Source organism: Bradyrhizobium sp. NBAIM01 (assembly GCF_020194115.1).
Taxonomy (GTDB): domain Bacteria; phylum Pseudomonadota; class Alphaproteobacteria; order Rhizobiales; family Xanthobacteraceae; genus Bradyrhizobium; species Bradyrhizobium yuanmingense.
The window spans coordinates 1-22,310 of sequence record NZ_JADYVU010000021.1 but is presented as its reverse complement, the minus strand read 5'-3'; the positions used below and the strand labels follow the sequence as shown (position 1 = coordinate 22,310).

Genomic DNA, 22,310 nt, shown 5'->3' with positions numbered 1-22,310 from the left:
CCCCGTGGCATTAACCCCCGACCGGCAAAAAGCAATGTCCATTCTCGATTCGATCCAGCGTCAGATCCCGCCGATCCACAAGGAGGGCTATCCCTTCATCGGCGCCTTTGCGCTGGCGAGCCTGCTCCTGTTCTGGCTGTGGTCGCCGCTGGGGTGGATCGGCACGATCCTGACCGTTTGGTGCGCGCTGTTCTTCCGCGATCCCGTCCGTGTGACGCCGGCGCGCGAGGGTCTCGTGGTGTCGCCGGCCGACGGGCGTGTCTCCATGATCACCATGGCGCTGCCGCCGGCCGAGCTCGGGCTCGGCGACCGGCCGCTGCCGCGCGTCTCGATCTTCATGAGCGTGTTCAATTGCCACGTGAACCGCGCGCCCGTGGCGGGCAGGGTGGATCGTATCGCCTACCGGCCCGGCCTCTTCATCAACGCCGAGCTCGACAAGGCGAGCGAGGACAACGAGCGCAACTCGCTGGTGATCACGACGCCGACGGCGCGGATCGGCGTGGTCCAGATCGCCGGCCTGGTCGCCAAGCGCATCGTCTGCTTCGTCAAGGAGGGGCAGGCGATCGGCGCCGGCGAGCGTTTCGGCCTGATCCGCTTCGGCTCGCGCCTCGACGTCTACCTGCCCGTGGGCACCAAGGCGCTGGTCTCGGAAGGGCAGACCGCGGTCGCCGGAGAGACGATCCTGGCCGACCTTGCCGGCGACGACCCGGGCCGCGCGTTCCGCGCCAATTAACCAATAGTCGGTGCTCGCAGGCGTTCCGCCGCAATGGCGGACGGCGGCGCGGCTTGCTATATCTCGCCTCGAGATAAGGACGAGCCATGACGCCTTACGATTTCAAGGATCCCGACGTCCGCCGCCGGCGGTTCCGACCGATCCCGGTGCGGATGCTGGTGCCCAACGTCATCACGCTGCTGGCGATCTGCGCCGGCCTGACCTCGATCCGCCTGTCGATCGAAGGGCGGATGACGCTCGCGGTCTATGCAATCGTGTTCGCCGCCGCGCTCGACGGCATCGATGGCCGCATCGCGCGCATGATCAAGGGGCAGTCGAAGTTCGGCGCCGAGCTCGACAGTCTCGCCGACTTCGTCAATTTCGGCGTGGCGCCCGGCCTGATGCTGTATTTCTGGCAGCTGCACGAGCTCGGCAATGCCGGCTGGATCGCCGCCATGGTGTTCGCGATATCCGGCGGCCTGCGGCTCGCCCGCTTCAATGCCACCATGGACGATCCGAACAAGCCGGCCTTCGCCGCCAATTTCTTCACCGGCGTGCCGGCGCCCGCCGGCGCGATCACCGTGCTGCTGCCGATCTATGTCGCGTTCCTCGACGTCGGGCGCACACCTGCGGCGGTGACCGCGGCCTACACGCTTCTGATCGCGTTTCTGATGGTGTCGCGCCTGCCGGTGTTCTCCGGCAAGACCAAGCGGATGCGCGTGCCGCCCGAGCTGGTGCTGCCGGCCTTCGTCGCCGTGATCGTCTTCATCGCGCTCCTGATCGCCTATCCCTGGCACGTGCTGTCGATCGGCACGGTGCTGTACCTCCTCGCGCTGCCGCTCGGCTACAAATCCTATCGCGACCAGGCGCGCGCGATGGAAGCCACCGCGCCGGCGGGAGGCGAGGTCCCGTCACCGCCCTCGGCGCCGACGCTGGCGAATTTGTCGGAGCCGCCGCAAGACGACGATCGGCCCGGACGACTGCACTAAAGCGCTCCTCGCGGATATCTGCCATGAAGCCTGCCTGAGTTGGGTCGAGGTCCGATCTCGGCTATATCGCCCTTGTGCCGGCGGCATCGCGCAATCAATCGCCGCCAACCTGGGAGAGAACGCCGTGACCAATTCCGCGACCGGGCCGCTGCCCGCTTCCGTCCTCGAAGCGCTGGGCCGTTACGATACGCCGACGATCTGCAACGCCATGGAGATCGTGGCGCCCGAGCGGCGGCTGATCGGCTACACCACCAAGCAGCTGGTCTGTCCGTTTCCCGACCTGCCGCCGATCGTCGGCTATGCCCGCACGGTGACGATCCGCTCGGTTCTGAAGTCATCGCTTCCGGCCGAGGAGCAGTCCAAGCGCCGAATCGCATATTACGAATATGTCGGCACCGGCCATGGCCCGCGCATCTCGGTGATCCAGGACATCGACGGACCCGACGTCGGCTATGGCGCGTTCTGGGGCGAGGTACAGAGCAACGTGCACAAGGCGCTCGGCTGCCTCGGCGTCATCACCGACGGCTCGATCCGCGACATCCCGCAATGGGCGCCAGGGTTCCAGGCGCTAGCCGGCTCGATCGGCCCGTCGCACGCCTGGGTGCACGCGGAAAGCTTTGGCGGCGAGGTGCGCGTCGCCGGCATGACCGTGAAGTCGGACGACCTCATCCACGCCGACCGGCATGGCGCCATCGTGATCCCGCTCGACCTTGCCGCAAAGCTGCCGGAGGCGGCCGAACTGTGCGGCCGCCGCGAGACGCCGATCCTGGAGATCGCCCGCAGTCCCGACTTCTCGCTCGAGAAGCTCAAGGCCGCGCTGAAGCGCTCTGCGGAGATCCATTGACGGCTGCTGGAGCGTGATCCGGAAAAGTGTGTAGCGGTTTTCCGAAAAGATCATGCTCAAACAATAACCTAAAGCGCGATGACGATTGATCCTAATCGCATCGCGCTTTAGGGCAATCTACGGCCCGGACGACGGCCGAATGCCGCCTTGCTCGGTCAGAAGCAGGGCGACTTGATCCGGTTCTCCGAGCACGGCGGCTGCGCATCCGATCAGGGTGAAGCCGCCGGCAAGGTCCCAGAGGGTGATATCGTCTGCGCTGTTGGAGCTGCGCATCAACCGCGCCGCGAGCACGGCGAAGGCGGCCTCGATAAAGAGCAGCACGCTGAACGCCGGAAGCACGAGTTCCGCCTCGAGCAGGTGGAACGCCAGCGCCGCGGGCAGCGCCGTGAGTAGACCGAATAGCATCAACATCGCGCTGGCTCCGCGATTGGCCCTGTCGCAACGCTAGCAGACACCAACTGATCCCCGTCCACGATGTGGCGGAGGGCCGCAGCCGACGTGACGTGGTGGGCGCCTGATTATGGTTAGCGAAGGGTTGAAATTCCTATCGCTGGACGGCAACCGGGACAAATTGCGGCGGCAGGCGGCACATCGTCGAGACTTAACCTTTACGCGCCTTTAAGGGCGGCGCTCTAGGGTCTGCGATGCGGTTCGGGGTTGAGCCGCGCCAGCGGCCAGGACGGCCGTTGTTGCGTAGGCGTTGGAGTCGATCATGGATATCGCAACACTTGTCGGCCTCGTCGCAGGCGCCATTGTTGTGTCGTCGCTGATCCTGATGGGCGGTACGTTCGGGATGTTCTACGACATCCACGCCGTCATCGTCATCTTCGGCGGCTCGTTCGCAGCGACGATGATCCGCTTTCCTTTGTCCGCGATGATCCACGGCGTGCCGCTGGGCGCGAAGTTTGCTTTCACCCTGAGCCGCCTGTCGGCTCACGACCTTGTCGACGAGCTCGCCCGCATCGCGGAAATCGCCCGCAAGCAGGGCCCGGTCGGACTCGAAAAGGTCGAGACCGACGAGCCCTTCCTCGCCAAGGGCATTCGCTATGTTGCCGACGGCTACGACCTCGATTTCATTCGCGACAATCTGGAGCGCGACCGGGACAACTTCCTGATGCACCTCGACGAAGGCAGCAAGATCTACCGCGCCGTCGGCGACTGCGCCCCGGCGTTCGGCATGATCGGCACGCTGCTTGGCATGGTGCAGATGTTCTCCAACATGTCGGATCCCTCCAAGCTCGGCCCGTTCATGGCCACCGCGCTGCTGGCGACCCTGTACGGCGCCGTTGTCGCCAACCTGATCTGCTTGCCGATCGCGGACAAGCTGCACGGCAAGCTGCTGGACGAAGAGACCAACCGCACCTTGATCATCGACGGCATCCTGATGATCCGCGACTCCAAGAGCCCGACCCTGGTGCGCGAAATGCTGCTGGCCTATCTGCCGGAGAAGCATCGTCACACCGAAGGCGAGCCGGTGCCGGCTTGAGGCCGCCGCCTGGATTTTGAGAGATGGCCAAGAAGAAGCGCGGCAATGCTCACGGTGGCGGCCACGGCTGGTTCGTGACCTTCGCCGACCTGATGGCGCTGCTGCTGGCGTTTTTCGTGATGCTGGTCGCGTTCTCCACGCAAGACGCCAACAAGCTGAAGATCGTCGCGGGCTCGATGCGCGAGGCGTTCGGCGTGCAGACCGAGGCGCGCTACTCCGGCATCGTCGAATCCGACGGCCTGCCGACGCGCCCGCGGCTCAAGAACGTCGACCACATCCAGCCGGAAGATGCCTCCAACACGCCGACGCCAGATCAGGAAGACCGCGAAAAGACCTCCGGCGCGAAGATCAAGGTCGACCGCAATTTCGCGCTGGCCGCAGCCTCGCTGCGCCAGGCGTTGCAGGACATGCCGGAACTGACCGAGATGTCCAAGCACATCATGTTCGAGGAGACCAAGCAGGGCCTGAACCTCGAGATCGTCGACCAGGACGGCCGCTCGATGTTCGCCGACGGCTCCAAGGTGCCCTATGACCGCACCCGCCGCCTGGTCGAGAAGCTCGCGATCCCGCTCAAGGCGACGCCGCTCCGCGTCTCCATCGCCGGCCACACCGCGGCGGGGTTCGTGCCGACCCGCAGCGACTATGGCGCCTTCGATCTGTCGGCCGATCGCGCCAACGCCGTGCGCCAGATCCTCGAGCGCCAGGGCCTGCCGCCGTCGCACATCTTCGCCGTCTCCGGCAAGGCCGATACCCAGCCGCTGTTTCCGGACGATCCCTCACTGGCAGCCAACCGGCGGGTGACCATCACCTTGATGCGCGAAGATCCGCCGCTGCCGCCGAATCTGAGGCCGTAACCCCCTTGCGCTACCATCTTACCTGAGGCATGTCGTCGCGCGGGCGATGAGCGTGGCTGTGGCGTCACAGCATCCGGCTCGGCGCCTGCTATGATGGTGCGCCGATTGACAGGTGCACCGGAAGCGTCAAAAGGCGCCGGATCAATTTCAGGAACGAAGCGTTCTCCACCTTCATGACGGCGAGCATGACACAGGCCGAGACCCAGGACGGGCGGCCCACCGCAAGTTTTTGGGCCCTTACGCTCGGGAGTGTCGGCGTCGTCTTTGGCGATATCGGCACTTCGCCGCTCTATGCATTCCACGAGGCGGTCAAGGCCGCCGCCCATGGCGAGCCCGTCTCGCGCGTCATCGTGCTCGGCGTGCTCTCGCTGATCCTGTGGGCGCTCCTGATCGTCGTCACCGCCAAATATGTCCTCTTGCTGCTGCGCGCCGACAATAACGGGGAGGGCGGCACGCTCTCGCTGATGGCGCTCGGCCAGCGCGCGCTCGGGCGGCGAAGCTGGGTCCTGCTCGCGCTCGGCGTGATCGGCGCTTCGATGTTCATCGGCGATTCCATGATCACGCCGGCGATCTCGGTGCTCTCGGCGGTGCAGGGCCTCAAGCTCGCGACCCCCGCGCTCGAGCACTATGTCGTGCCGCTCACCGTGCTCATTCTGGTGCTGCTGTTCGCCGTGCAGAGCAAGGGAACCGCATTGGTCGCCTCGGCCTTCGGGCCGGTGATGGTGGTCTGGTTCACCGTCATCGCCGTGATGGGGGCTGTCCACATCGCCGACGATCCCACGGTGCTGGCGGCGATCAATCCGTACTATGCGGTGCAGTTCGTGCTGTCGCACGGTGTGATCGGCCTCGTGACGCTCGGCGCGGTGTTCCTGGCGGTGACGGGCGGAGAGGCGCTTTATGCCGATCTCGGCCATTTCGGCCGCAAGCCGATCCAGTCGGCCTGGATGTTTTTCGTGCTGCCGGCGCTTCTAGTCAACTATTTCGGGCAGGGTGCGCTGGTGCTGTCCGATCCCAGCGCGATCGAGCATTCGTTTTACCGCATGGTGCCCGAGAGCCTGGTCCTGCCGCTGGTCGGACTCGCGACGGCCGCAACCGTGATCGCGAGCCAGGCGGTGATCACCGGCGCCTATTCGCTGGTCCACCAGGCCGTGCAACTCGGGCTCCTGCCGCGTTTTGAGGTGCGTTACACCTCCGAATCCCATGCCGGCCAGATCTATCTGCCGCGCGTCAACCGCCTGCTGCTGATCGGCGTGATGCTGCTGGTGCTGCTGTTCCACACCCCCAGCAATCTGGCTTCCGCCTACGGTATTGCCGTCTCCACCACCATGGTCGCCGACGGCATCATGGGCTTCGTCGTGATCTGGAAGTTGTGGAACTGGCGCGCCGCGACGGCCGCAGCCGTGATCGTCCCCTTCGTCATCGTCGATTTGAGCTTCCTCAGCGCCAACCTGCTCAAGCTGCTCGAAGGTGCCTGGGTGCCGCTGCTGTTCGGCATCGTCATGGCCGGGACGATCTGGACCTGGCGCAAGGGCTCCGCAATCCTGATCCAGAAGACCCGCCGGATCGAGGTGCCATTGGACGATCTGATCCGCAGTTTGGAGAAGCGGCCACCGCACATCGTCAAGGGCACCGCGGTGTTCCTGACCAGCGATCCCGCGTTCGTGCCGACCGCGCTCCTGCACAATCTCAAGCACAACAAGGTGCTGCATGAGCACAACGTGATTCTGACGATCGAGACCGCGCAGACGCCTCGGGTCGATCTGTCGGAGCGGTTCAGGATGGAGAAGATCAGCGAAAAGTTCTCCAAGGTCCGCTTGCGCTTCGGTTTCATGGAGCAGCCGAACGTGCCGAAGGCGCTCGCCATCGCGCGCAAGCAGGGTTGGCAGTTCGACATCATGTCGACGTCGTTCTTCGTGTCGCGCAGGTCACTGAAGGCCTCGGCACAGTCGGGCATGCCGCTCTGGCAGGATCATGTGTTCATCGCGCTGAGCCGGTCGGCCAACGATGCCACCGACTACTTCCAGATCCCCACCGGCCGCGTGGTCGAAGTCGGAACCCAGGTCACCATCTAGAATGCAACTGGCGTAGCCATGCATATTTGCATGGCTATGGCCCGGAATCGGGCTAGGCCATGCCGGTGGCGCAGGACTATAAGCCGCGCGCTCTTCCGCCGTTGTGCAGTGAAGCATTTTAGAGGCCATCGGGCTCTCCCATGACAAGCGACATAGCAGTTCCCGCCCCGGAAACGGTGGCGGCAAATGGGCATGGCGATGCCCATACCACCGCCGGTTTCGGCGCGCTGACGCTCGGCAGCATCGGCGTCGTTTACGGCGACATCGGCACCAGCCCGCTCTACGCGTTCCGCGAGGCGGTGCTGGCCGCCTCGGGCGCGGACGGGTTGCCGACGCCGGCCGCCGTGCTCGGCGTGCTCTCCCTGATCCTGTGGGCGCTCATCGTGGTGGTGACGCTCAAATACGTCGTGATCCTGCTCCGCGCCGACAACAACGGCGAGGGCGGCACGCTTGCACTGATGGCGCTGGCCCAGCGGGCGGTTGGCACCGGCCGCGGCGGGGCCACCATCGTCCTGCTCGGCATCATTTCCGGAGCTTTGTTCTACGGCGATGCCGTGATCACGCCGGCGCTCTCCGTGCTGTCGGCGATCGAGGGCATGAAGGACGTCACGCTAAGGTTCGAGCCCTACATCGTTCCGCTGACGGTTGTGATCTTGGTCGGCCTGTTCGCCGTGCAGTCCCGCGGCACGGCGCGCGTTGCCGCCTTCTTCGGCCCGATCATGTGCGTCTGGTTCACGGTTCTGGCGGTGGCGGCGATCCCTCAGATCGCCCAGCAGCCGCAGGTGCTGCTTGCGCTCAACCCGCTCTACGCCGTGAACTTCATGCTGCACCATGGCATCGTCGGCTTCGTGACGCTGGGCGCGGTGTTCCTGGCGGTGACTGGCGCCGAGGCGCTCTATGCCGATCTCGGCCATTTCGGCAAGCGGCCGATCCAGACCGCTTGGCTTACCATCGTGCTGCCCTCGCTGGCGCTGAACTATCTGGGGCAGGGCGCGCTGGTGCTCGGCGACCCCGGCGCGATCGTGAGCCCGTTCTTTCAGCTGTTCCCGCAAGGCTTCGTCCGAGGCTGCATGGTCGTGCTCGCCACCATGGCGACCGTCATCGCGAGCCAGGCCGTCATCACCGGCGCCTATTCCCTGACGCGCCAGGCGATCCAGCTCGGGCTGCTGCCGCGCTTTGAAATTCGCCATACGTCGGAAGCCCATTCCGGCCAGATCTTCATTCCGCGCATCAACCAGCTGCTGCTGGTCGCGGTGGTGCTGCTGGTGCTGCTGTTCCGCTCGTCGAGCGCGCTTGCATCCGCCTATGGCATCTCCGTCACCGGTACCATGGTGGTCACGGCGATGATGGGCTTCGTCGTGGTCTGGAAGGGCTGGCGCTGGTCAGCGCTTGCCGCCGGCGCGCTGATTGCGCCGTTCCTGTTCCTCGATCTGACCTTCCTGAGCGCGAACCTGTTGAAGGTCTTCGAGGGTGGCTGGGTGCCGATGGCGCTCGGTGCGGTCATGATCATCTTGATGTACACATGGCGGCGCGGCAGCCGGCTGTTGTTCGAGAAATCGCGCAAGCTCGAGTTCCCGCTCGCCGATCTCGTGGCGATGCTGGAGAAGCGGCCGCCGCAGCGGGTGCCCGGCACTGCGGTGTTCCTGACCTCGGACCCGCTCAGCGCGCCGACCGCGCTGATGCATAGTCTGAAACACTACAAGGTGCTGCACGAGAAGAACGTCATTCTCACCATCGAGACCGCGCAGACCCCGCGGATCGATCCGGCCGAACGGGTGAAGCTGGAGCAGATTTCACCGACCTTCTCCAAGGTGACGCTGAAGTTCGGCTTCATGGAATCGCCCAACGTGCCGAAGGCGCTCGCGATCGCCCGCAAGCTGGGCTGGCAGTTCGACATCATGTCGACCTCGTTCTTCCTGTCGCGCAGGGCGCTCAAGCCCGCCGCCCATTCCGGCATGCCGCGCTGGCAGGACCGGCTGTTCATCTCGCTCAGCCGCTCCGCCAACGACGCCACCGACTATTTCCAGATCCCGTCCGGCCGTGTGGTCGAGGTCGGTACGCAGGTGACGATCTAGGGCAGCGACCTCAGGGCCTGGGATTCAAAGCGGACTTCAAGTCGCTGCGATTTAGCTTTAACTTGCGCCGCGCGGCTCAAGCCTTTGTGGCGCTTGATTTTCGTCTCCCGAGAGGCGAGGTTGCCGCCGGCCGGGATCACCCCGGCATGCGGCCCGCGACGTTGGAGGATGATGTGGCAAATCAAGTGCAGGATCTGACCCCGGACGAGGTCGCCAAGGGTGTCGCGGAAGGGCGTTATCTGCTCGTCGACGTCCGTGAGCCAAACGAGGTCGAGGCCGAGGCTTACCCTTACGGCGTCGTGGTTCCGCTCTCGACCTTCGATCCCAAGGCGATCCCCGATCCGGCCGGCAAGGAGGTCGTGTTCGCCTGCCGTTCGGGCAAGCGCTCGGTGACGGCCTCGCTGGCGGCACAGGCGGCGGGCCTGTCTTACGACAAGCATCTGGCCGGCGGCATGCTGGGCTGGAAGGCGGCCGGGCTTCCCAGCAAGGTCGGTGGCTAACCGCGCAATGACGACCAAGAGCTCTTCGCTGAACAAGGTCTTCGCCGACCTTCCCGTCACCATCTTCGAGGCGATGTCGCAGGCCGCGCGCGACAACAACGCCATCAATCTCGGCCAGGGCTTTCCCGACGATCCCGGCCCCGAGGACATCCGCCGCGCCGCGGCCGAGGCCTCGCTGAACGGCTACAACCAGTACCCCTCGATGATGGGCCTGCCGGAGCTGCGCCAGGCGATTGCGACCCATTACGGCCATTGGCACGGCCTCAAGCTCGATCCGATGAGCGAAGTGATGGTGACCTCCGGCGGGACCGAGGCGCTGACGTCGGCGATCCTTGCGGTGGTCCAGCCCGGCGACGAGGTGGTCTGCTTCCAGCCGGTCTACGATTCCTATCTGCCGATCATCCGCCAGGCCGGCGGCATTCCGCGCCTGGTCCGGCTCGAGCCGCCGCACTGGCGGCTGAATGAAGACATGCTGAAAAGCGTGTTCAATTCAAAGACCAAGGCGGTGCTCTTCAACAACCCCTTAAATCCCAGCGCGGTGGTCTATCCGCGCGAGGACCTCGAGCTCTTGGCACGCTACTGCCAGGAGTTCGACGTCATCGCGATCTGCGACGAGGTCTGGGAGCACGTCACCTTCGACGAGCACAAGCATATCCCGCTGATCACCATCCCCGGCATGCGCGAGCGCACCATCAAGGTCGGCTCGGCCGGCAAGATCTTCTCGCTGACGGGCTGGAAGATCGGCTTCGTCTGCGCGGCGCCACCGCTGTTGCGCGTCGCGGCCAAGGTGCACCAGTTCCTGACCTTCACCACCGCGCCGAACCTGCAGGCCGCCGTCGCCTATGGGCTCGGCAAGTCCGACGACTACTTCCTATCCATGCGCAAGGACCTGACGCGGAGCAGGGACCGCCTGACCAAGGGGCTGGAGAGCCTCGGCTTCCCCGTGCTGAAGTCGCAAGGCACCTATTTCCTCACCGTCGACCTGTCGCCGCTCGGGCTCAACGAGAGTGACACCGAGTTCTGCTGGCGCATCGTGAAAGACTACAAGGTCGCCGCGATCCCGGTCTCGGCGTTCTACGAGCAGGACCCGGTCACATCAGTGGTGCGCTTCTGCTTTGCCAAGAAGGACGAGACGCTCGACACCGCACTGGAGCGGCTGTCGGACGCGGTGCGTGGACGCAAGAGGTAGACAGAGATGACGAACGTCGGCCGCTCCGGCTTTGGCCTTGGTTTCGCGATCGCCGCCGCGCTGACGTTGCTCTCCGCTCCCGCAGGTGCCGAGGAGCGGGTCGTCAATTTCTACAACTGGTCCAACTACATGGCGCCTGACGTCCTTGAGGCCTTCACCAAGGAGACCGGCATCAAGGTCGTCTACGATACCTTCGACGCCAACGAGACGCTGGAGACGCGCCTGATGGCCGGCAAGTCCGGTTATGACGTCGTGGTGCCCACCGCTTATTTCCTGCAGCGCCAGATCAAGGCCAATATCTTCCAGAAGCTCGACAAGTCGAAGCTCCCGAACCTCGCCAATGCCTGGCCGGTGGTGACGCAGCGCCTCGCCACCTACGACCCCGGCAATGTCTACGCCGCCAACTACATGTGGGGCACGACGGGCATCGGCTACAACATCGCCAAGGTGAAGCAGATCCTTGGGGCTAATGCGAAGATCGACAGCTGGGACATCGTCTTCAAGCCGGAGAACCTCGCCAAGTTCAAGGACTGCGGCGTCCACATGCTCGACTCCGCCGACGACATCTTCCCGGCGGCGCTGAGCTGGCTCGGGCTCGATCCGAACTCGACCAAGCAGGCGGACCTGGAAAAGGCCGCCGATGCCGTGGCGAAAGTCCGCCCCTCCGTACGCAAGTTTCACTCGTCCGAATATCTAAGCGCGCTCGCCACCGGCGAGATCTGCTTCGTGGTCGGCTGGTCCGGTGACATCATGCAGGCCCGCGCCCGCGCCGCGGAAGCCAAAAGCGGCGTCGAGATCGGCTACACCATTCCGAGGGAGGGCGCGCAGATGTTCTTCGACAATCTCGCGATCCCCGCGGATGCCAAGAATGTTAGGGAAGCCTACGAGCTGATCAACTATCTCTATCGCCCGGACGTTGCCGCCAAGAACTCGGACTTCCTGTCCTACGCCAACGGCAACCTCGCCAGCCAGAAGCTGGTGGATCCAAAAATCCTTGATGACAAGAACATCTATCCGGACGAGGCGACGCTGGCAAAACTGTTCGTCATCACGGCGCGCGAGCCGGCGACGCAGCGGATCATCAACCGGCTCTGGACCAAGGTGAAGACGGGGCGGTAGTAGCGCCTGTCATTGCGAGGAGCGAAGCGACGAAGCAATCCAGACTGCTTCGGTGGAACGATTCTGGATTGCTTCGCTGCGCTCGCAAGGACGGAGTATTTACCGCCACCTTCTGTGCAGCCATAGCCACTGCTCGGGATGTTCTCGTACCCAGCTTTCCACCACGCTCGTGATCGCCTGCGTCGTGCCCTGGATGTCGATCTTGCCATCGGCATCGCGCACCGGCGGGATCTCCTCGGTCAGCTCGCCGCGGAAGCGGCCGTCGGGCAGGCGGATGATGCGCACGCCGTGGATTGGGCATTCGACCTGGCGCAAGAGGCGCGCCAGCATCGGATTGGCGCGGGTCTTGCGGCCGAAGAACGTGACCTCGACGCCGGCCGTCAGATACTGGTCGATCAGCATGGCGACGTGCTTGCCGTCCTTCAGCGCCTGCGCGAGCCGCAGCGGCGCGTCGCGGCCGGCCGGGATCAGCGTGCCCATGTTGACCTGGCGCATCTCCTGGATGATGCGATCGGCCGAGGCGATGTTCGGGCGGCGATAGAGAATCGCGGTGTCCAGGCCATGCGCGACCGCGGCGAGCGCCGGCAATTCCCAGTTCGCAAGATGTGCGGCGAAGATCAGCGCCGGCTTGCCGTCGTCGCGGATCTGGTCGAACAGCTCGATGCTGCGCGGGGAAATCTCGATGCGACTCTTCTCGGGGACATCGCGGGCGTAGTCCCAGACCTGGTCGATATGGGCGAACTCGGCGCCGACGCGGCCGAGATTGTCCCAGACGCCCATCAGGATCCGTTCGATCTCCTCCGGTGACTTCTCGGGGAAGGCGGCGGTGAGGTTGGCGCGGCCGATGCGGTGCTCGCGCAGGCGCGGCCCGATCAGCTTGACGGCACGCGCGAAGAAGTCCGAGGTCTTGGCCGGATCGAAATAGCGCGTGGTGCGCAGCATCGCGACGGTCGCGCCGCCGATCAGGCTGCCGCCGAGCGATTTGGCAGCCTCCCGCGCGCGGGCCTTCGTGCTCGCAGGAAGCAGCGCCATGCGTCCGGTCAGGCCGGTTCGCGGGTCAGGATCAGCGAAGCGTTCTGGCCGCCGAAGCCGAATGAGTTCGACATCACCGCGGTCACGCGCGCATCGCGCGCCTTGTTGCCGACGACGTCGAACAGGATCGTGGGATCCGGATTGTCGTAGTTGATCGTCGGCGGAATGCGCTGATGCTCGAGCGTGAGCAGCGAGAAGATCGCCTCGACCGCGCCGGCGGCCGAGATGGTATGGCCGACCATCGACTTGTTGGAGGTGACCGGAATCTTCTGCGCGAGCTCGCCGAACACGGCCGACGTCGTGTTGAACTCCATCTTGTCGTTCTCGGGCGTCGCGGTGCCGTGCGCGTTGATGTGGTCGATCTGATCCGGCGTCATGCCGGCATCGGCCAGCGTCTTGTTCATGCAGCCGATGATCGGCTTGCCGTCGGGCGAGGAGCGGGTGCGGTGGAAGGAATCGGTGAGCTCGCCGCAGCCGGCGATCACGCCGAGGATCTTTGCGCCGCGCGCGGTCGCGGCCTCGTAGCTCTCCAGCACCAGCGCGCCGGCGCCTTCCGCCATGACAAAACCGTCGCGGTTCTTGGAGAAGGGACGGGAGGCCGCCTGCGGCGGATCGTTCTGGGTCGACAGCGCCGAGAGCAGCGAGAAGCGCACCAGCGCTTCCGGGTTCACGGTGCCGTCGGTCGCGACGCAAAGCGCTGCGTCCGTCTCGCCGCGGCGGATCGCCTCGACGCCGAGCTGGATCGAGGTGGCTCCGGACGCGCACGCCGTCGACAGCGAGATCGGCGAGCCCTTGGTGCCGAAGGTCTCGGCAAGATAGGCGGCAACCGAGCCGAACATGAAGCGATGATGATAGGCGCTAAACTTGCCGCCGCCGGAGATGCGGAGCAGATCGTCATAGGTGATGTCTTGCTGGCCGACGGCGCGACCGAGCTCGCGACGCTGCGGCCATTCAACCTCGACCGGCGCCACCGCGAGGAAAAGCGGACCCGGGAAATCGGCCTTGGCGCCGATGCCGGCCTGCTCTAGCGCTTCCTGCGTCACCAGCTCGGCCATCCGCTCGGACAGGGCGGTGGAAGAGAACGGATCGGCGCTGACGAAATCGACCGTGCCGGCCATCGTGGTCTTGAGGCCGTCGATCGGAAAACGCGTGATGGTGCGGATACCGGATTCGCCGGCGACGAGCTTTGCCCAATTGTCGGATTTGCCGGCGCCGAGCGAGGTCATGATGCCCATGCCGGTGACGACGACGACGGGACGCCCGAGTTTGTCGCGTGGTGCAGTCATGTCGATCCCCGCTTGAGCTGATTAAACCGCCTCGACCAGCGCCATGCCTTCGCCGCGCCAGTGTCCGGCTCCCACCACCACGATCTGGGTGGGCGCGCCCTGCATTTCAATCTCGGTCCCCGTGGAATCATTCGGCGGGAACAGCGCGCCGCGCGAGATCGACAATGCAGCGAGGGCAATGCCGAGCGGAAATTGCGTTTCCATGGCGTGGCCGAACACCGTGCCGGTCGAGCGCACCGGAAAGTCGGCATGGTTCTTCAGGAAGTCGCGCTCGTCCGAGGTCGCAGGCTCCGCCCCAGTCGCCCCGGTGATGATCGCGCCCTTGCCCTCGCGCCTGGGCAGCTTGTCCCACAGTTTCTCGAGCGTCGCGGTCATGTCGCCGGGCTGCTTGCGTTTGGCGAGGTCGGCGACGACGCTCGACAGCTTTGCGAACGGCTTGGCGCCGCGCGCTTCCGCATGCGCCTTCGATTCCAGCACCAGGAAGGCGCCGGCCGAGCCGAGCGCGAAGCCGGGATGGTCCTTGCGCGCCCACACGGGCGCGAACTTGTCCTTCAGGTTGAAGTCGCCGAACTCGTAGAGGACGAGCAAGTCCTTGCGCTCGCCGTTGTACGAGCCGCCGACCAGCGCGATGTCGCTCTCGCCCGAGGCGATGCGCGCGAGCGCGATGCGGGCGGCGTCGGCGCCGGCGACCTCTTCGCCCATGAAGGTGCGCGAGGTGCCACCCAGACCGTGCACGATGGCGATGTTGCCGGCGAGCAGGTTGGAGAGCTGGGCCAGGAACAGCGTCGGCCTCAGATCGCTCATCAGCCGTTCGTTGAGGAAGCCCGGCGCGTTAGCGCCCTTGGCCTCGGCGGTGAGAATGCCGCTGTCGACGTTGATGTCGCGCTCTCCGCCGCCGGCGGCGACGACCATGTCGATCTTCGACAGGATGTCCTTGTTGCCTTTGATGCCGGCGGAATCGAGCGCAAGACCGGCGGCATAGGTGCCGATGCGCTGCCAGGCTTCCATCTGGCGCTGGTCGCCCTTCTTCGGGATCTGGCTGTCGAAGGATACCGGCATCAAGGGATGCACGATGTAGGGCGCAAAGCCCTTCTCGTCGACATTGATGCGCTTCTCGGAAAGCGCGGCCCAGTTGGCGTCGAGGCCCTCGCCGAGCGAGGTGGCGAGCCCAATGCCGGTGATCCAGACCTCGGTCTGGCCCGGCTTCAAAGCAGGAGTGTCAGTCATGACGATACGGCCTGTTGCGGAAAGCCGACGCGCTCGGCGACCTTCGCCATGTATCCGCGCATATCCGCATTGGGGAAGGGAATCAGCGTGAAGGTCAGCGCCGAATTGGCGCGCAGCTTGCCGCCGACCCGGATCTTGGCTTCGGTCATGGCATAGCCGGAGCCTTCATGGGTGAGGCTCGCCTCGATGCTCATGAGGTCGCCGGGGAAGACCGAGCCGCGGACCTTGGCCTCCTTCACGGCGGCCAGGATCGGCATGCGTTCGAATCGGAACACGCCGAGTTGAAGCCAGCCCGAGGCCTGCGCCATCGATTCGATCAGGAGCACGCCGGGCATCAAGGGATAACCCGGGAAGTGCCCCTCGAAGATGGTGCTTTCCTGCGGGACCTGCGCTTCGACGACGATCGTCTTCTCGTCGACCTTGAGGTCGACGATGCGATCGATCATGTGGAAGTATTCGAGTTGCATGACTGCGCCCTTAGGCGCTCGCGCCCTTGGCCGCAACCAGTTCGTCGATGCGGGCGCACAGGTTCTTCAGCACGAAATATTGCTCGGTGGTCGCCTTGCCGTCGTTGACCTCCTGAGTCCACTTCTCCAGCGGCAGCTTGATGCCGAACTGCTTGTCGATCGCGAAGGCGATATCGAGGAAATCGAGGCTGTCGATGCCGAGGTCATCGATGGCATGGCTATCCGGCGTGATCGTGTCGCGCGGGATGTCGCAGGTTTCAGCGATGATCGTGGCGACCTGATCGAATGTGGAGGACATCACTAAGCCTTTGATATATTGTAGGTATTTGTCAGATTGTCCAGAGTGGCACGGTGGCTGGGCATCGCGCCCCTGATGACGCCCTCAAACCCCCCTCTGGCCGGGTCGAAAGCCCGTATATCGGAGCGCCGCCCTGAGTTCAATGGAGCCGGGCAGGCGCCGGGGGACAGCACCGGAGGCGGCTGGGGATGCCCGCTGGACCCATCCGCCGCGAGGTCCGTGCCGGGCCGGGCCTTAAATATGCGGCGTTGTGATCTTGACGCAGTCGCGGCGGCCCATCAGCACGCAATCCTGGGTCCGGCGCAGGTCGGCGATGCTGACCGCGAGCCAGATCCCGATCGCCGTCAGCGCGATGGTGAAGGCGAGCGCTGCGATGTTGGCAAGCATGCGCTGCCGGTAATTGTCGGGCTCGGCACGCGGCTGCTCGTAGCGTGACAGGTCCAGCCGTTCGGGCGTGCCGCGGAGCGGTTGCACGGAGCCATTGCCGCGCTGGACCCTTGGAGAAGGCGGGGTGCGCGGCCTGAACTGGAGCACCCGGTGCTCCTCATCAGAGCTTATGGGCCGCTGATTGTTCATGGGGCGGGGATCACTCCGAAGCAGCGATCTAGATAGCATAGGTGAGGCACGCGTTGCAGTAAATCTTTGCAATGCCAGGATGCATTTGTGCGTTCGTACTATTTTGCGCATGGACCGGTGTGCCGCGATCCAGCAGCGGGCCATCGTGTCCGTCCCGAGCGTTGCGCTGCAACGCGGGCATAGCGACAGCCATTGAGGACGTCTTTTTTACCGGCCGGCATCGACTTGTGATCTGCGCGTCTTCCGAACGGATTTTGCCACCGCGGGACCCGTGGCATAGTCGCGGGAACCCGAACCGTTTCGTTGCTGCCAGGGGCCTTCGATCATGACCACGACCAACGCGCGCGAGCCGAGAGTGCATCCGGTTCCGATCCTGTCGCTCCGGCCGACGCAGATGACGGTCGGCATGCGCGAGGTCAAGGAGAAGCGCAGGCGCTGGCGCGAGCACGGCAAGAAGAAGCAGGCGGATCTGCTCGGCAAGCACATGATCCCCGTCGTTTACGGTCCTGACGCGCGCTACTACGTGATCGATCATCATCACCTCGGCCGCGCACTGCACGATGAAGGCGTCAAGGAAGTGCTGGTGACCGTCGTCGGCGATCTCAGGATGGTGGAGCGCGAGGCGTTCTGGGGCGTCATGGACAACAAGCGCTGGGTCTATCCTTACGACGCCAAGGGTGAGCGGCGCTCGTTCCGCGACCTGCCGAAATCGGTGGCCGACCTCAAGGACGATCCGTTCCGCAGTCTTGCCGGCGAATTGCGCCGCATGGGCGGCTTCGCCAAGGACACCACACCGTTCTCCGAATTCCTGTGGGCCGACTTCCTGCGCCGGCAGGTCTCGCGCAAGGCGGTGGAGGCCGATTTCGATAATGCGCTCGAGAAGGCGATGGCCGCGGCCAGAAGCAAGAATGCGATCTATCTGCCCGGCTGGTGCGGCCCGGCGGACGACGACTGAGGGTATTCACGTCAGTCGCGCTGGAAGATCCTGGCGCCGGGATAGGCGCGGCGGGCGTAAGTTACCACCAGCGCGCGGTCCTGGGTGTCCAGGAACGGCGTTCGGATCTGGCTCGATCCGACGATGAGGTGCCACAGGCCATTGAGCTTCTGGATCACGATCTTCATTTGCGTAGTCCTCAATGACTCCCATTCCGGCGAATGTTGCCGCCGCAGTGCCTAGGATAGCGCTCGCGGGTATCAAATTCCCAATACGGCCGGCGCTGCAAAACACGTCCACCCTTGTTAGTTGGTTACGGAATGTGCCGAGATAAGCCGGATCTCATCACAGCCGCTTGAGCGAAATCAATTTCCGCGCCCACGAAACCGTCCTGAAACAGAGCGGTCCCATCTCTATGGAGTAGTCGAGCTCACACAGGAGGCGAACATGCGCCGTCTGGCTTTCGTACTTGCCTTGCTCGCGGTCGCTTCGGCGGGAATCTCTGCATCCTTTGCCGCAGTCCACCACGCCAAGTCGTTGACGTTCGCGGAGCGCTTTGCTCCGGCGCTCGAGCTGATGGCAAAGCGCTAGCTGCATACGTCTCGCAGCCGTGAGCGATGCACCGGCTGTTCGCTGTTGGGCGGACATCACGTCGCAGTCGCCGACCGATGATGGCCGGGTCAGGCTTGACCTGTCGCAAACTTGCCTCGCCCTGACCGGCTAAGGTCTGCCTGCATGGTTGCAGAGACAGCGTTGCGCCCCGATGCCGAGGGCCCGGGCTCCAAGTCATGCAGATCTTGTCATGCAGATCTTGGAGGCACGGCCATGAGCGTCATCTTTCGCATCCTCTTTGTCCTCGCCGGCGCGATCACGGCGCTGTTCGTCGCGCGCGACGCGCTGAACTTCACCATCATCCAGACCTTCGTCGCCGTCCTGCTCGCCACCGCAATCGTCGGTGCCGGCAGCTTCTGGAGCCTGCGGCGGAAACCGTGAGCGAGGTGCAACGCGGAGGTGCGGCCGGTCTGAGTGAGACCGAGGCGCGGGCGAGGCTCGCGGCAGACGGCCCCAACGAACTGCCTCGGCCGGAACGACGCAGTCCGCTGCGCATCGTGGTGGAAGTGCTGCGCGAGCCGATGCTCCTGCTGCTGCTCTGCGGCGGGCTGATCTACCTCGTGCTCGGCGATCTCAAGGAGGCGGTGATTCTGCTGGCGTTCGGGGCAATGTCCATCGTGATCACGGTGGTGCAGGAAACCCGAACCGAGCGCGTGCTGGAAGCCTTGCGCGATCTGACCAGCCCGCGGGCGCTGGTGGTGCGTGACGGTGCGCGCCGGCGAATTGCCGGCCGCGAGGTCGTGCAGGGCGACCTTCTCGTCCTCGGTGAAGGCGATCGCGTTCCCGCCGACGCCGCGCTCGTCGAAGCGCGGGACTTGCAGATCGACGAGTCCCTGCTGACCGGCGAGTCGGTGCCCGTCCGCAAGAAGACCGCCGACAAGATCAAAGTAGCCGCTCACCGGCCCGGCGGCGAGGATCAGCCATTCGTGTATTCCGGCTCGCTCGTCGTGCGCGGCGAGGGGTTGGCGCTGGTCGAGGCCACCGGGCCGCGCAGCGAGATCGGGAAGATCGGGCTGTCGCTTCGCGGCTTGCGGGCCGAGCCGCCGCGGCTTCAGCAACAGACCGCAAGGCTGGTGCGGCTCTGCTTCCTCGGCGGCGCCGTGATCAGCCTGGCCGCGATTGTGCTCTACGGCGTCTCGCGCGGCGACTGGCTGCAGGCGCTGCTGGCAGGCGTCGCCATCGGTATGTCGATGCTTCCGGAAGAATTCGGTGTCGTGCTCACGGTGTTCATGGCCATGGGTGCGTGGCGGATTTCGCAGGCCCGCGTCCTGACGCGGCGCGCCGCCGCCATCGAGGTCCTCGGCTCAGCAACAGTCCTGTGCACCGACAAGACCGGAACGCTGACGCAGAATCAGATGTCGGTCGCCGAGCTGCGCCTGCTGGACGGCGCGCGCCTGCGCGCGGAGGCGTCCGGACCGGATCAGGTCGGGCGCGAATTCGCAGAGCTGGCGCGCTGCGGGGCACTGGCAAGCTCTCCGGAGCCGTTCGATCCGATGGAGAAGGCGCTGCATTCGTTCGCGCGTGGTGTCCTGCGGGACGGCGACGCGATGGATGGCGAGCGGACGCTGGTGCGCACCTATGGTCTGCGCCCCGAGCTGCTGGCCATGACCCAGGTTTGGCGGACAGCCGGAGGGGCGGACCTCGTCGCATGCGCCAAGGGCGCGCCGGAAGCGATTGCGCGCCTGTGCAGGCTGAACGAGGCCGATCGGGAGGCCGTGCAAGCTGCCATCGGGGCAATGGCGAAGGACGGGCTCCGGGTGCTGGGGATGGCGGTTGCCGTTTGCGATGAGGCTTCCCTGCCGGAATCCCAGGAGGCTTTTGTATTTCGCTTCGTCGGCCTGGTCGGGCTTGCCGATCCGTTGCGGCCTCATGTTCCGGAGGCGGTTCGCGAATGCCGTTCGGCCGGCATCCGCGTCATCATGATCACGGGCGACTATCCGGCGACCGCCATGGCGATCGCCGCGCAAGCCGGGCTCGACGTCGATGAGGTCGCGACCGGGGAGCAGGTCAAGCTCGCGGACGACCGCGAGCTCGAGGCACTCGTCAGGAAGGCGAACGTCTTCGCGCGGGTTCTGCCGGAGCAGAAGCTGCGGATCGTCCAGGCGCTGAAGCGCAGCGGCGAGATCGTCGCGATGACGGGCGACGGCGTCAACGACGCGCCGTCGCTGAAGGCCGCCCATATCGGAATCGCGATGGGTGGCCGCGGCACCGACGTCGCTCGCGAGGCGTCCTCGATCGTCCTGCTCGACGACGACTTCAGCTCCATCGTCGCATCCATCCGCCTCGGTCGCCGGATCTACGACAATCTGCGCAAGGCCATGGCCTTTATCTTTGCCGTCCACGTGCCGATCGCGGGTCTTGCGCTGCTTCCCCTGGTGTTCGGGCTGCCGCTGGTGCTCGGCCCGGTGCACATCGCCTTTCTGGAGCTGATCATCGATCCCGTCTGCTCGCTGGTGTTCGAGGCCGAGCGGGAGGAGCGCGACGTCATGAAGCGTCCGCCGCGGCGTGCCGATGCGGAGCTGTTCTCGTGGCCCCTGATCGCCTGGAGCGTTCTGCAAGGCACGATGGCCTTCGCCTTGATCGCCGTGATCTTCGTCGCAGCGCTTCGTTCCGGCCTTCCGCCCGAGGAGGCTCGCACCCTCGCATTCATCGCGCTCGTCGTCTGCGTCCTCGCGCTGGTGCTGGTCAATCGATCCTTCAGCGCATCGTTCTTGTCCGCCTTCTTCCGTCCGAACGCGGCATTGCTCTGGATCTTCCTCTTGATTGCGCTCGTTCTCGCCACAGCCTTGTTCTGGCCGCCGGCCTCCGGCCTGTTTCGCTTCGGTCCCCTGCATCTTGACGATTTGATGATCACGCTCGGCGCGGGAGTGCTGGTGCTCACGGCGCTCGAACTGCTGAAGCCGTTTTGGGGCCGACGGTTGCGATTCTAATCGCTCTCCCGCTGACCCGAGCTCGGCGAGGTCTCCGTCCGCTGAGGATCTTCCTTGCCGCCAAGCATACGATGCAGCCGGCGCTCGAGGCGGCGGCCAATCGTCAGCAGCACGAAGGCCAGCGCCAGGGCGACGACGACGATCTTCCATTGTCCGGCGCCGCAGACGATGCCGAGGCAGGCGGCAAGGAAAGTGCAGGCGGCGCTGGTGAGGCCTCGAACGCGAAACCCGGTGCTTTGGTGCACGATGACGCCGGCGCCGAGAAAGCCGATGCCGGTGAGGATGCCCTGGATGACACGGCTGGCGGCGTCGACGACCCTGGCCGGTTCGGCGAGCTGCAATGCGAGCAGAACCACGCTCGCGGTGGAGAGCCCGACGATGCCGAGCGTCTTCAGCCCGATCGGCTTGCCGTGCAGGTCGCGGTTGAGGCCGATCGTGCCGCCGGCAAGCGTGGCCGTGCCTAGGCGCAGCAGGATTTCGGGCCAATCGAGCTCGGTCATGGCGCCTCGACTACGTCTTCGGCAGGCGGCCCATCAGATAGAACTCCTCGTTCGGCCGCATGCCCGTGAAATTCGCCAGCCGGTTCGACAGCGCGAAGAAGGCGGAGATCGCGGCGATGTCCCAGATGTCGTCGTCGCTGAAGCCGTGCGGCGCGAGAGCGGCGAAATCGTTCTCGGAAATCCGCTGCGCGTCTACCGAGACCTTCATGGCGAAATCGAGCATCGCCTTCTGCCGCGGCGTGATATCGGCCTTGCGGTAGTTGATGGCGACCTGGTCGGCGATCACAGGGTTCTTGGCGCGGATGCGCAGGATCGCGCCATGGGCGATCACGCAATATTGGCACTGGTTGGCCGCCGACGTCGCCACCACGATCATCTCGCGCTCGGCCTTGGTGAGGCCGCCGTCCTTCTCCATCAGCGCGTCGTGATAGGCGAAGAAGGCGCGGAACTCGTCGGGGCGATAGGCCAGCGTCAGGAACACGTTCGGGACGAAGCCGCTCTTCTCCTGCACGGCAAGGAGGCGCGTGCGAATGTCGTCGGGCAGGGTGTCGAGGGCGGGTGCGGGAAAGCGTTGCGCGGCGGTCTTTGTCATGGGCATGGTTCCAGCT

At 65.1% G+C, this 22,310-nt stretch carries 24 protein-coding genes; 14 read left to right on the top strand and 10 right to left on the bottom strand.

Features of this window, described 5'->3' with window-relative positions; translation table 11 throughout:
* Window positions 1-4 precede the first annotated feature (4 nt).
* The 3 genes from I6F31_RS34050 (at window position 5) to I6F31_RS34040 (ending at window position 2,545) form a co-directional block, all read left to right on the top strand.
* Complete coding sequence (locus tag I6F31_RS34050; RefSeq protein ID WP_276324954.1) at window positions 5-733, top strand: phosphatidylserine decarboxylase; 729 nt, start codon at window positions 5-7, stop codon at window positions 731-733.
* Between the two features lie 86 nt (window positions 734-819).
* Complete coding sequence (locus I6F31_RS34045; RefSeq protein WP_036001453.1) at window positions 820-1,701, top strand: phosphatidylcholine/phosphatidylserine synthase; 882 nt, start codon at window positions 820-822, stop codon at window positions 1,699-1,701.
* Window positions 1,702-1,825: 124 nt separating this feature from the next.
* Window positions 1,826-2,545, top strand: a complete 720-nt coding sequence (locus tag I6F31_RS34040; protein ID WP_036001451.1) for an RraA family protein — start codon at window positions 1,826-1,828, stop codon at window positions 2,543-2,545.
* 117 nt (window positions 2,546-2,662) lie between these two features.
* On the opposite strand, the gene I6F31_RS34035 is transcribed toward I6F31_RS34040, so the two are convergent.
* Complete coding sequence (locus tag I6F31_RS34035; RefSeq protein ID WP_036022295.1) at window positions 2,663-2,956, bottom strand: hypothetical protein; 294 nt, start codon at window positions 2,954-2,956, stop codon at window positions 2,663-2,665.
* 301 nt (window positions 2,957-3,257) lie between these two features.
* Between I6F31_RS34035 and I6F31_RS34030 the strand changes: the two genes are divergently transcribed.
* From I6F31_RS34030 to I6F31_RS34000, 7 genes are all read left to right on the top strand, one after another.
* The gene (locus tag I6F31_RS34030; RefSeq protein ID WP_036001447.1) at window positions 3,258-4,031 is read left to right on the top strand and encodes a MotA/TolQ/ExbB proton channel family protein; all 774 of its coding nucleotides are present in this window, start codon (window positions 3,258-3,260) and stop codon (window positions 4,029-4,031) included.
* A gap of 23 nt (window positions 4,032-4,054) precedes the next feature.
* Complete coding sequence (locus tag I6F31_RS34025) at window positions 4,055-4,885, top strand: flagellar motor protein MotB (RefSeq protein WP_036001445.1); 831 nt, start codon at window positions 4,055-4,057, stop codon at window positions 4,883-4,885.
* Between the two features lie 173 nt (window positions 4,886-5,058).
* Window positions 5,059-6,957 carry a potassium transporter Kup gene (locus tag I6F31_RS34020; RefSeq protein WP_225186871.1) on the top strand — a complete coding sequence of 633 codons (1,899 nt, stop codon included), beginning with the start codon at window positions 5,059-5,061 and terminating at the stop codon, window positions 6,955-6,957.
* Window positions 6,958-7,097: 140 nt separating this feature from the next.
* The gene (locus I6F31_RS34015; RefSeq protein WP_225186870.1) at window positions 7,098-9,032 is read left to right on the top strand and encodes a potassium transporter Kup; all 1,935 of its coding nucleotides are present in this window, start codon (window positions 7,098-7,100) and stop codon (window positions 9,030-9,032) included.
* Window positions 9,033-9,178: 146 nt separating this feature from the next.
* Window positions 9,179-9,532 (top strand): rhodanese-like domain-containing protein, encoded by a 354-nt coding sequence (locus tag I6F31_RS34010; RefSeq protein ID WP_225155829.1) that lies wholly within the window; start codon window positions 9,179-9,181, stop codon window positions 9,530-9,532.
* 7 nt (window positions 9,533-9,539) lie between these two features.
* Window positions 9,540-10,721, top strand: coding sequence for an aminotransferase (locus tag I6F31_RS34005; protein WP_042336240.1), 1,182 nt, complete (start codon window positions 9,540-9,542; stop codon window positions 10,719-10,721).
* Between the two features lie 6 nt (window positions 10,722-10,727).
* Window positions 10,728-11,840 (top strand): polyamine ABC transporter substrate-binding protein, encoded by a 1,113-nt coding sequence (locus I6F31_RS34000; protein ID WP_225186869.1) that lies wholly within the window; start codon window positions 10,728-10,730, stop codon window positions 11,838-11,840.
* A 99-nt stretch (window positions 11,841-11,939) separates the two neighbouring features.
* Here the strand turns inward: I6F31_RS34000 and I6F31_RS33995 are convergent, their stop codons facing one another.
* The 6 genes from I6F31_RS33995 to I6F31_RS33970 all read right to left on the bottom strand — a co-directional run bounded on the left by I6F31_RS33995 (window position 11,940) and on the right by I6F31_RS33970 (window position 16,726).
* Window positions 11,940-12,872, bottom strand: a complete 933-nt coding sequence (locus I6F31_RS33995; RefSeq protein ID WP_225186868.1) for a lipid A biosynthesis lauroyl acyltransferase — start codon at window positions 12,870-12,872, stop codon at window positions 11,940-11,942.
* A gap of 8 nt (window positions 12,873-12,880) precedes the next feature.
* Window positions 12,881-14,158 carry a beta-ketoacyl-ACP synthase gene (locus tag I6F31_RS33990; RefSeq protein WP_036001392.1) on the bottom strand — a complete coding sequence of 426 codons (1,278 nt, stop codon included), beginning with the start codon at window positions 14,156-14,158 and terminating at the stop codon, window positions 12,881-12,883.
* A gap of 21 nt (window positions 14,159-14,179) precedes the next feature.
* Window positions 14,180-15,385 (bottom strand): beta-ketoacyl-ACP synthase, encoded by a 1,206-nt coding sequence (locus tag I6F31_RS33985; protein ID WP_036034420.1) that lies wholly within the window; start codon window positions 15,383-15,385, stop codon window positions 14,180-14,182.
* The gene (locus I6F31_RS33980) at window positions 15,382-15,852 is read right to left on the bottom strand and encodes a 3-hydroxyacyl-ACP dehydratase FabZ family protein (protein ID WP_036001387.1); all 471 of its coding nucleotides are present in this window, start codon (window positions 15,850-15,852) and stop codon (window positions 15,382-15,384) included. Before I6F31_RS33980 ends, I6F31_RS33985 begins: the two co-directional genes overlap by 4 nt.
* 10 nt (window positions 15,853-15,862) lie before the next feature.
* A complete protein-coding gene (locus I6F31_RS33975; RefSeq protein ID WP_007592476.1) occupies window positions 15,863-16,150 on the bottom strand; it encodes an acyl carrier protein in 288 nt (95 codons plus the stop codon).
* A 234-nt stretch (window positions 16,151-16,384) separates the two neighbouring features.
* A complete protein-coding gene (locus tag I6F31_RS33970; RefSeq protein WP_036001385.1) occupies window positions 16,385-16,726 on the bottom strand; it encodes a hypothetical protein in 342 nt (113 codons plus the stop codon).
* A gap of 325 nt (window positions 16,727-17,051) precedes the next feature.
* Here I6F31_RS33970 and I6F31_RS33965 point away from each other — a divergent pair, with 325 nt between their 5' ends.
* The gene (locus I6F31_RS33965; protein ID WP_057028844.1) at window positions 17,052-17,681 is read left to right on the top strand and encodes a ParB-like protein; all 630 of its coding nucleotides are present in this window, start codon (window positions 17,052-17,054) and stop codon (window positions 17,679-17,681) included.
* Between the two features lie 11 nt (window positions 17,682-17,692).
* Here I6F31_RS33965 and I6F31_RS33960 read toward each other — a convergent pair whose 3' ends face one another.
* On the bottom strand, window positions 17,693-17,848 hold the full coding sequence (locus I6F31_RS33960) for a hypothetical protein (protein WP_165637160.1): 156 nt from the start codon (window positions 17,846-17,848) through the stop codon (window positions 17,693-17,695).
* 259 nt (window positions 17,849-18,107) lie between these two features.
* Between I6F31_RS33960 and I6F31_RS33955 the strand changes: the two genes are divergently transcribed.
* The 3 genes from I6F31_RS33955 to I6F31_RS33945 all read left to right on the top strand — a co-directional run bounded on the left by I6F31_RS33955 (window position 18,108) and on the right by I6F31_RS33945 (window position 21,202).
* The gene (locus I6F31_RS33955; protein WP_225142791.1) at window positions 18,108-18,251 is read left to right on the top strand and encodes a hypothetical protein; all 144 of its coding nucleotides are present in this window, start codon (window positions 18,108-18,110) and stop codon (window positions 18,249-18,251) included.
* A 234-nt stretch (window positions 18,252-18,485) separates the two neighbouring features.
* Entirely contained in the window at window positions 18,486-18,653 is a 168-nt protein-coding gene (locus I6F31_RS33950; protein WP_167361653.1) for a hypothetical protein, read from the top strand.
* Window positions 18,650-21,202 (top strand): cation-translocating P-type ATPase, encoded by a 2,553-nt coding sequence (locus tag I6F31_RS33945; RefSeq protein ID WP_225186867.1) that lies wholly within the window; start codon window positions 18,650-18,652, stop codon window positions 21,200-21,202. Before I6F31_RS33950 ends, I6F31_RS33945 begins: the two co-directional genes overlap by 4 nt.
* On the opposite strand, the gene I6F31_RS33940 is transcribed toward I6F31_RS33945, so the two are convergent.
* Both I6F31_RS33940 and I6F31_RS33935 read right to left on the bottom strand, forming a co-directional pair.
* Window positions 21,199-21,702, bottom strand: a complete 504-nt coding sequence (locus I6F31_RS33940) for an MgtC/SapB family protein (protein ID WP_225186866.1) — start codon at window positions 21,700-21,702, stop codon at window positions 21,199-21,201. The two genes, I6F31_RS33945 and I6F31_RS33940, sit on opposite strands and share 4 nt — an antisense overlap.
* A 10-nt stretch (window positions 21,703-21,712) precedes the next feature.
* Window positions 21,713-22,294: a peroxidase-related enzyme gene (locus tag I6F31_RS33935; RefSeq protein ID WP_109144125.1), complete on the bottom strand. Its 582-nt coding sequence runs from the start codon at window positions 22,292-22,294 to the stop codon at window positions 21,713-21,715.
* Window positions 22,295-22,310 lie beyond the last annotated feature (16 nt).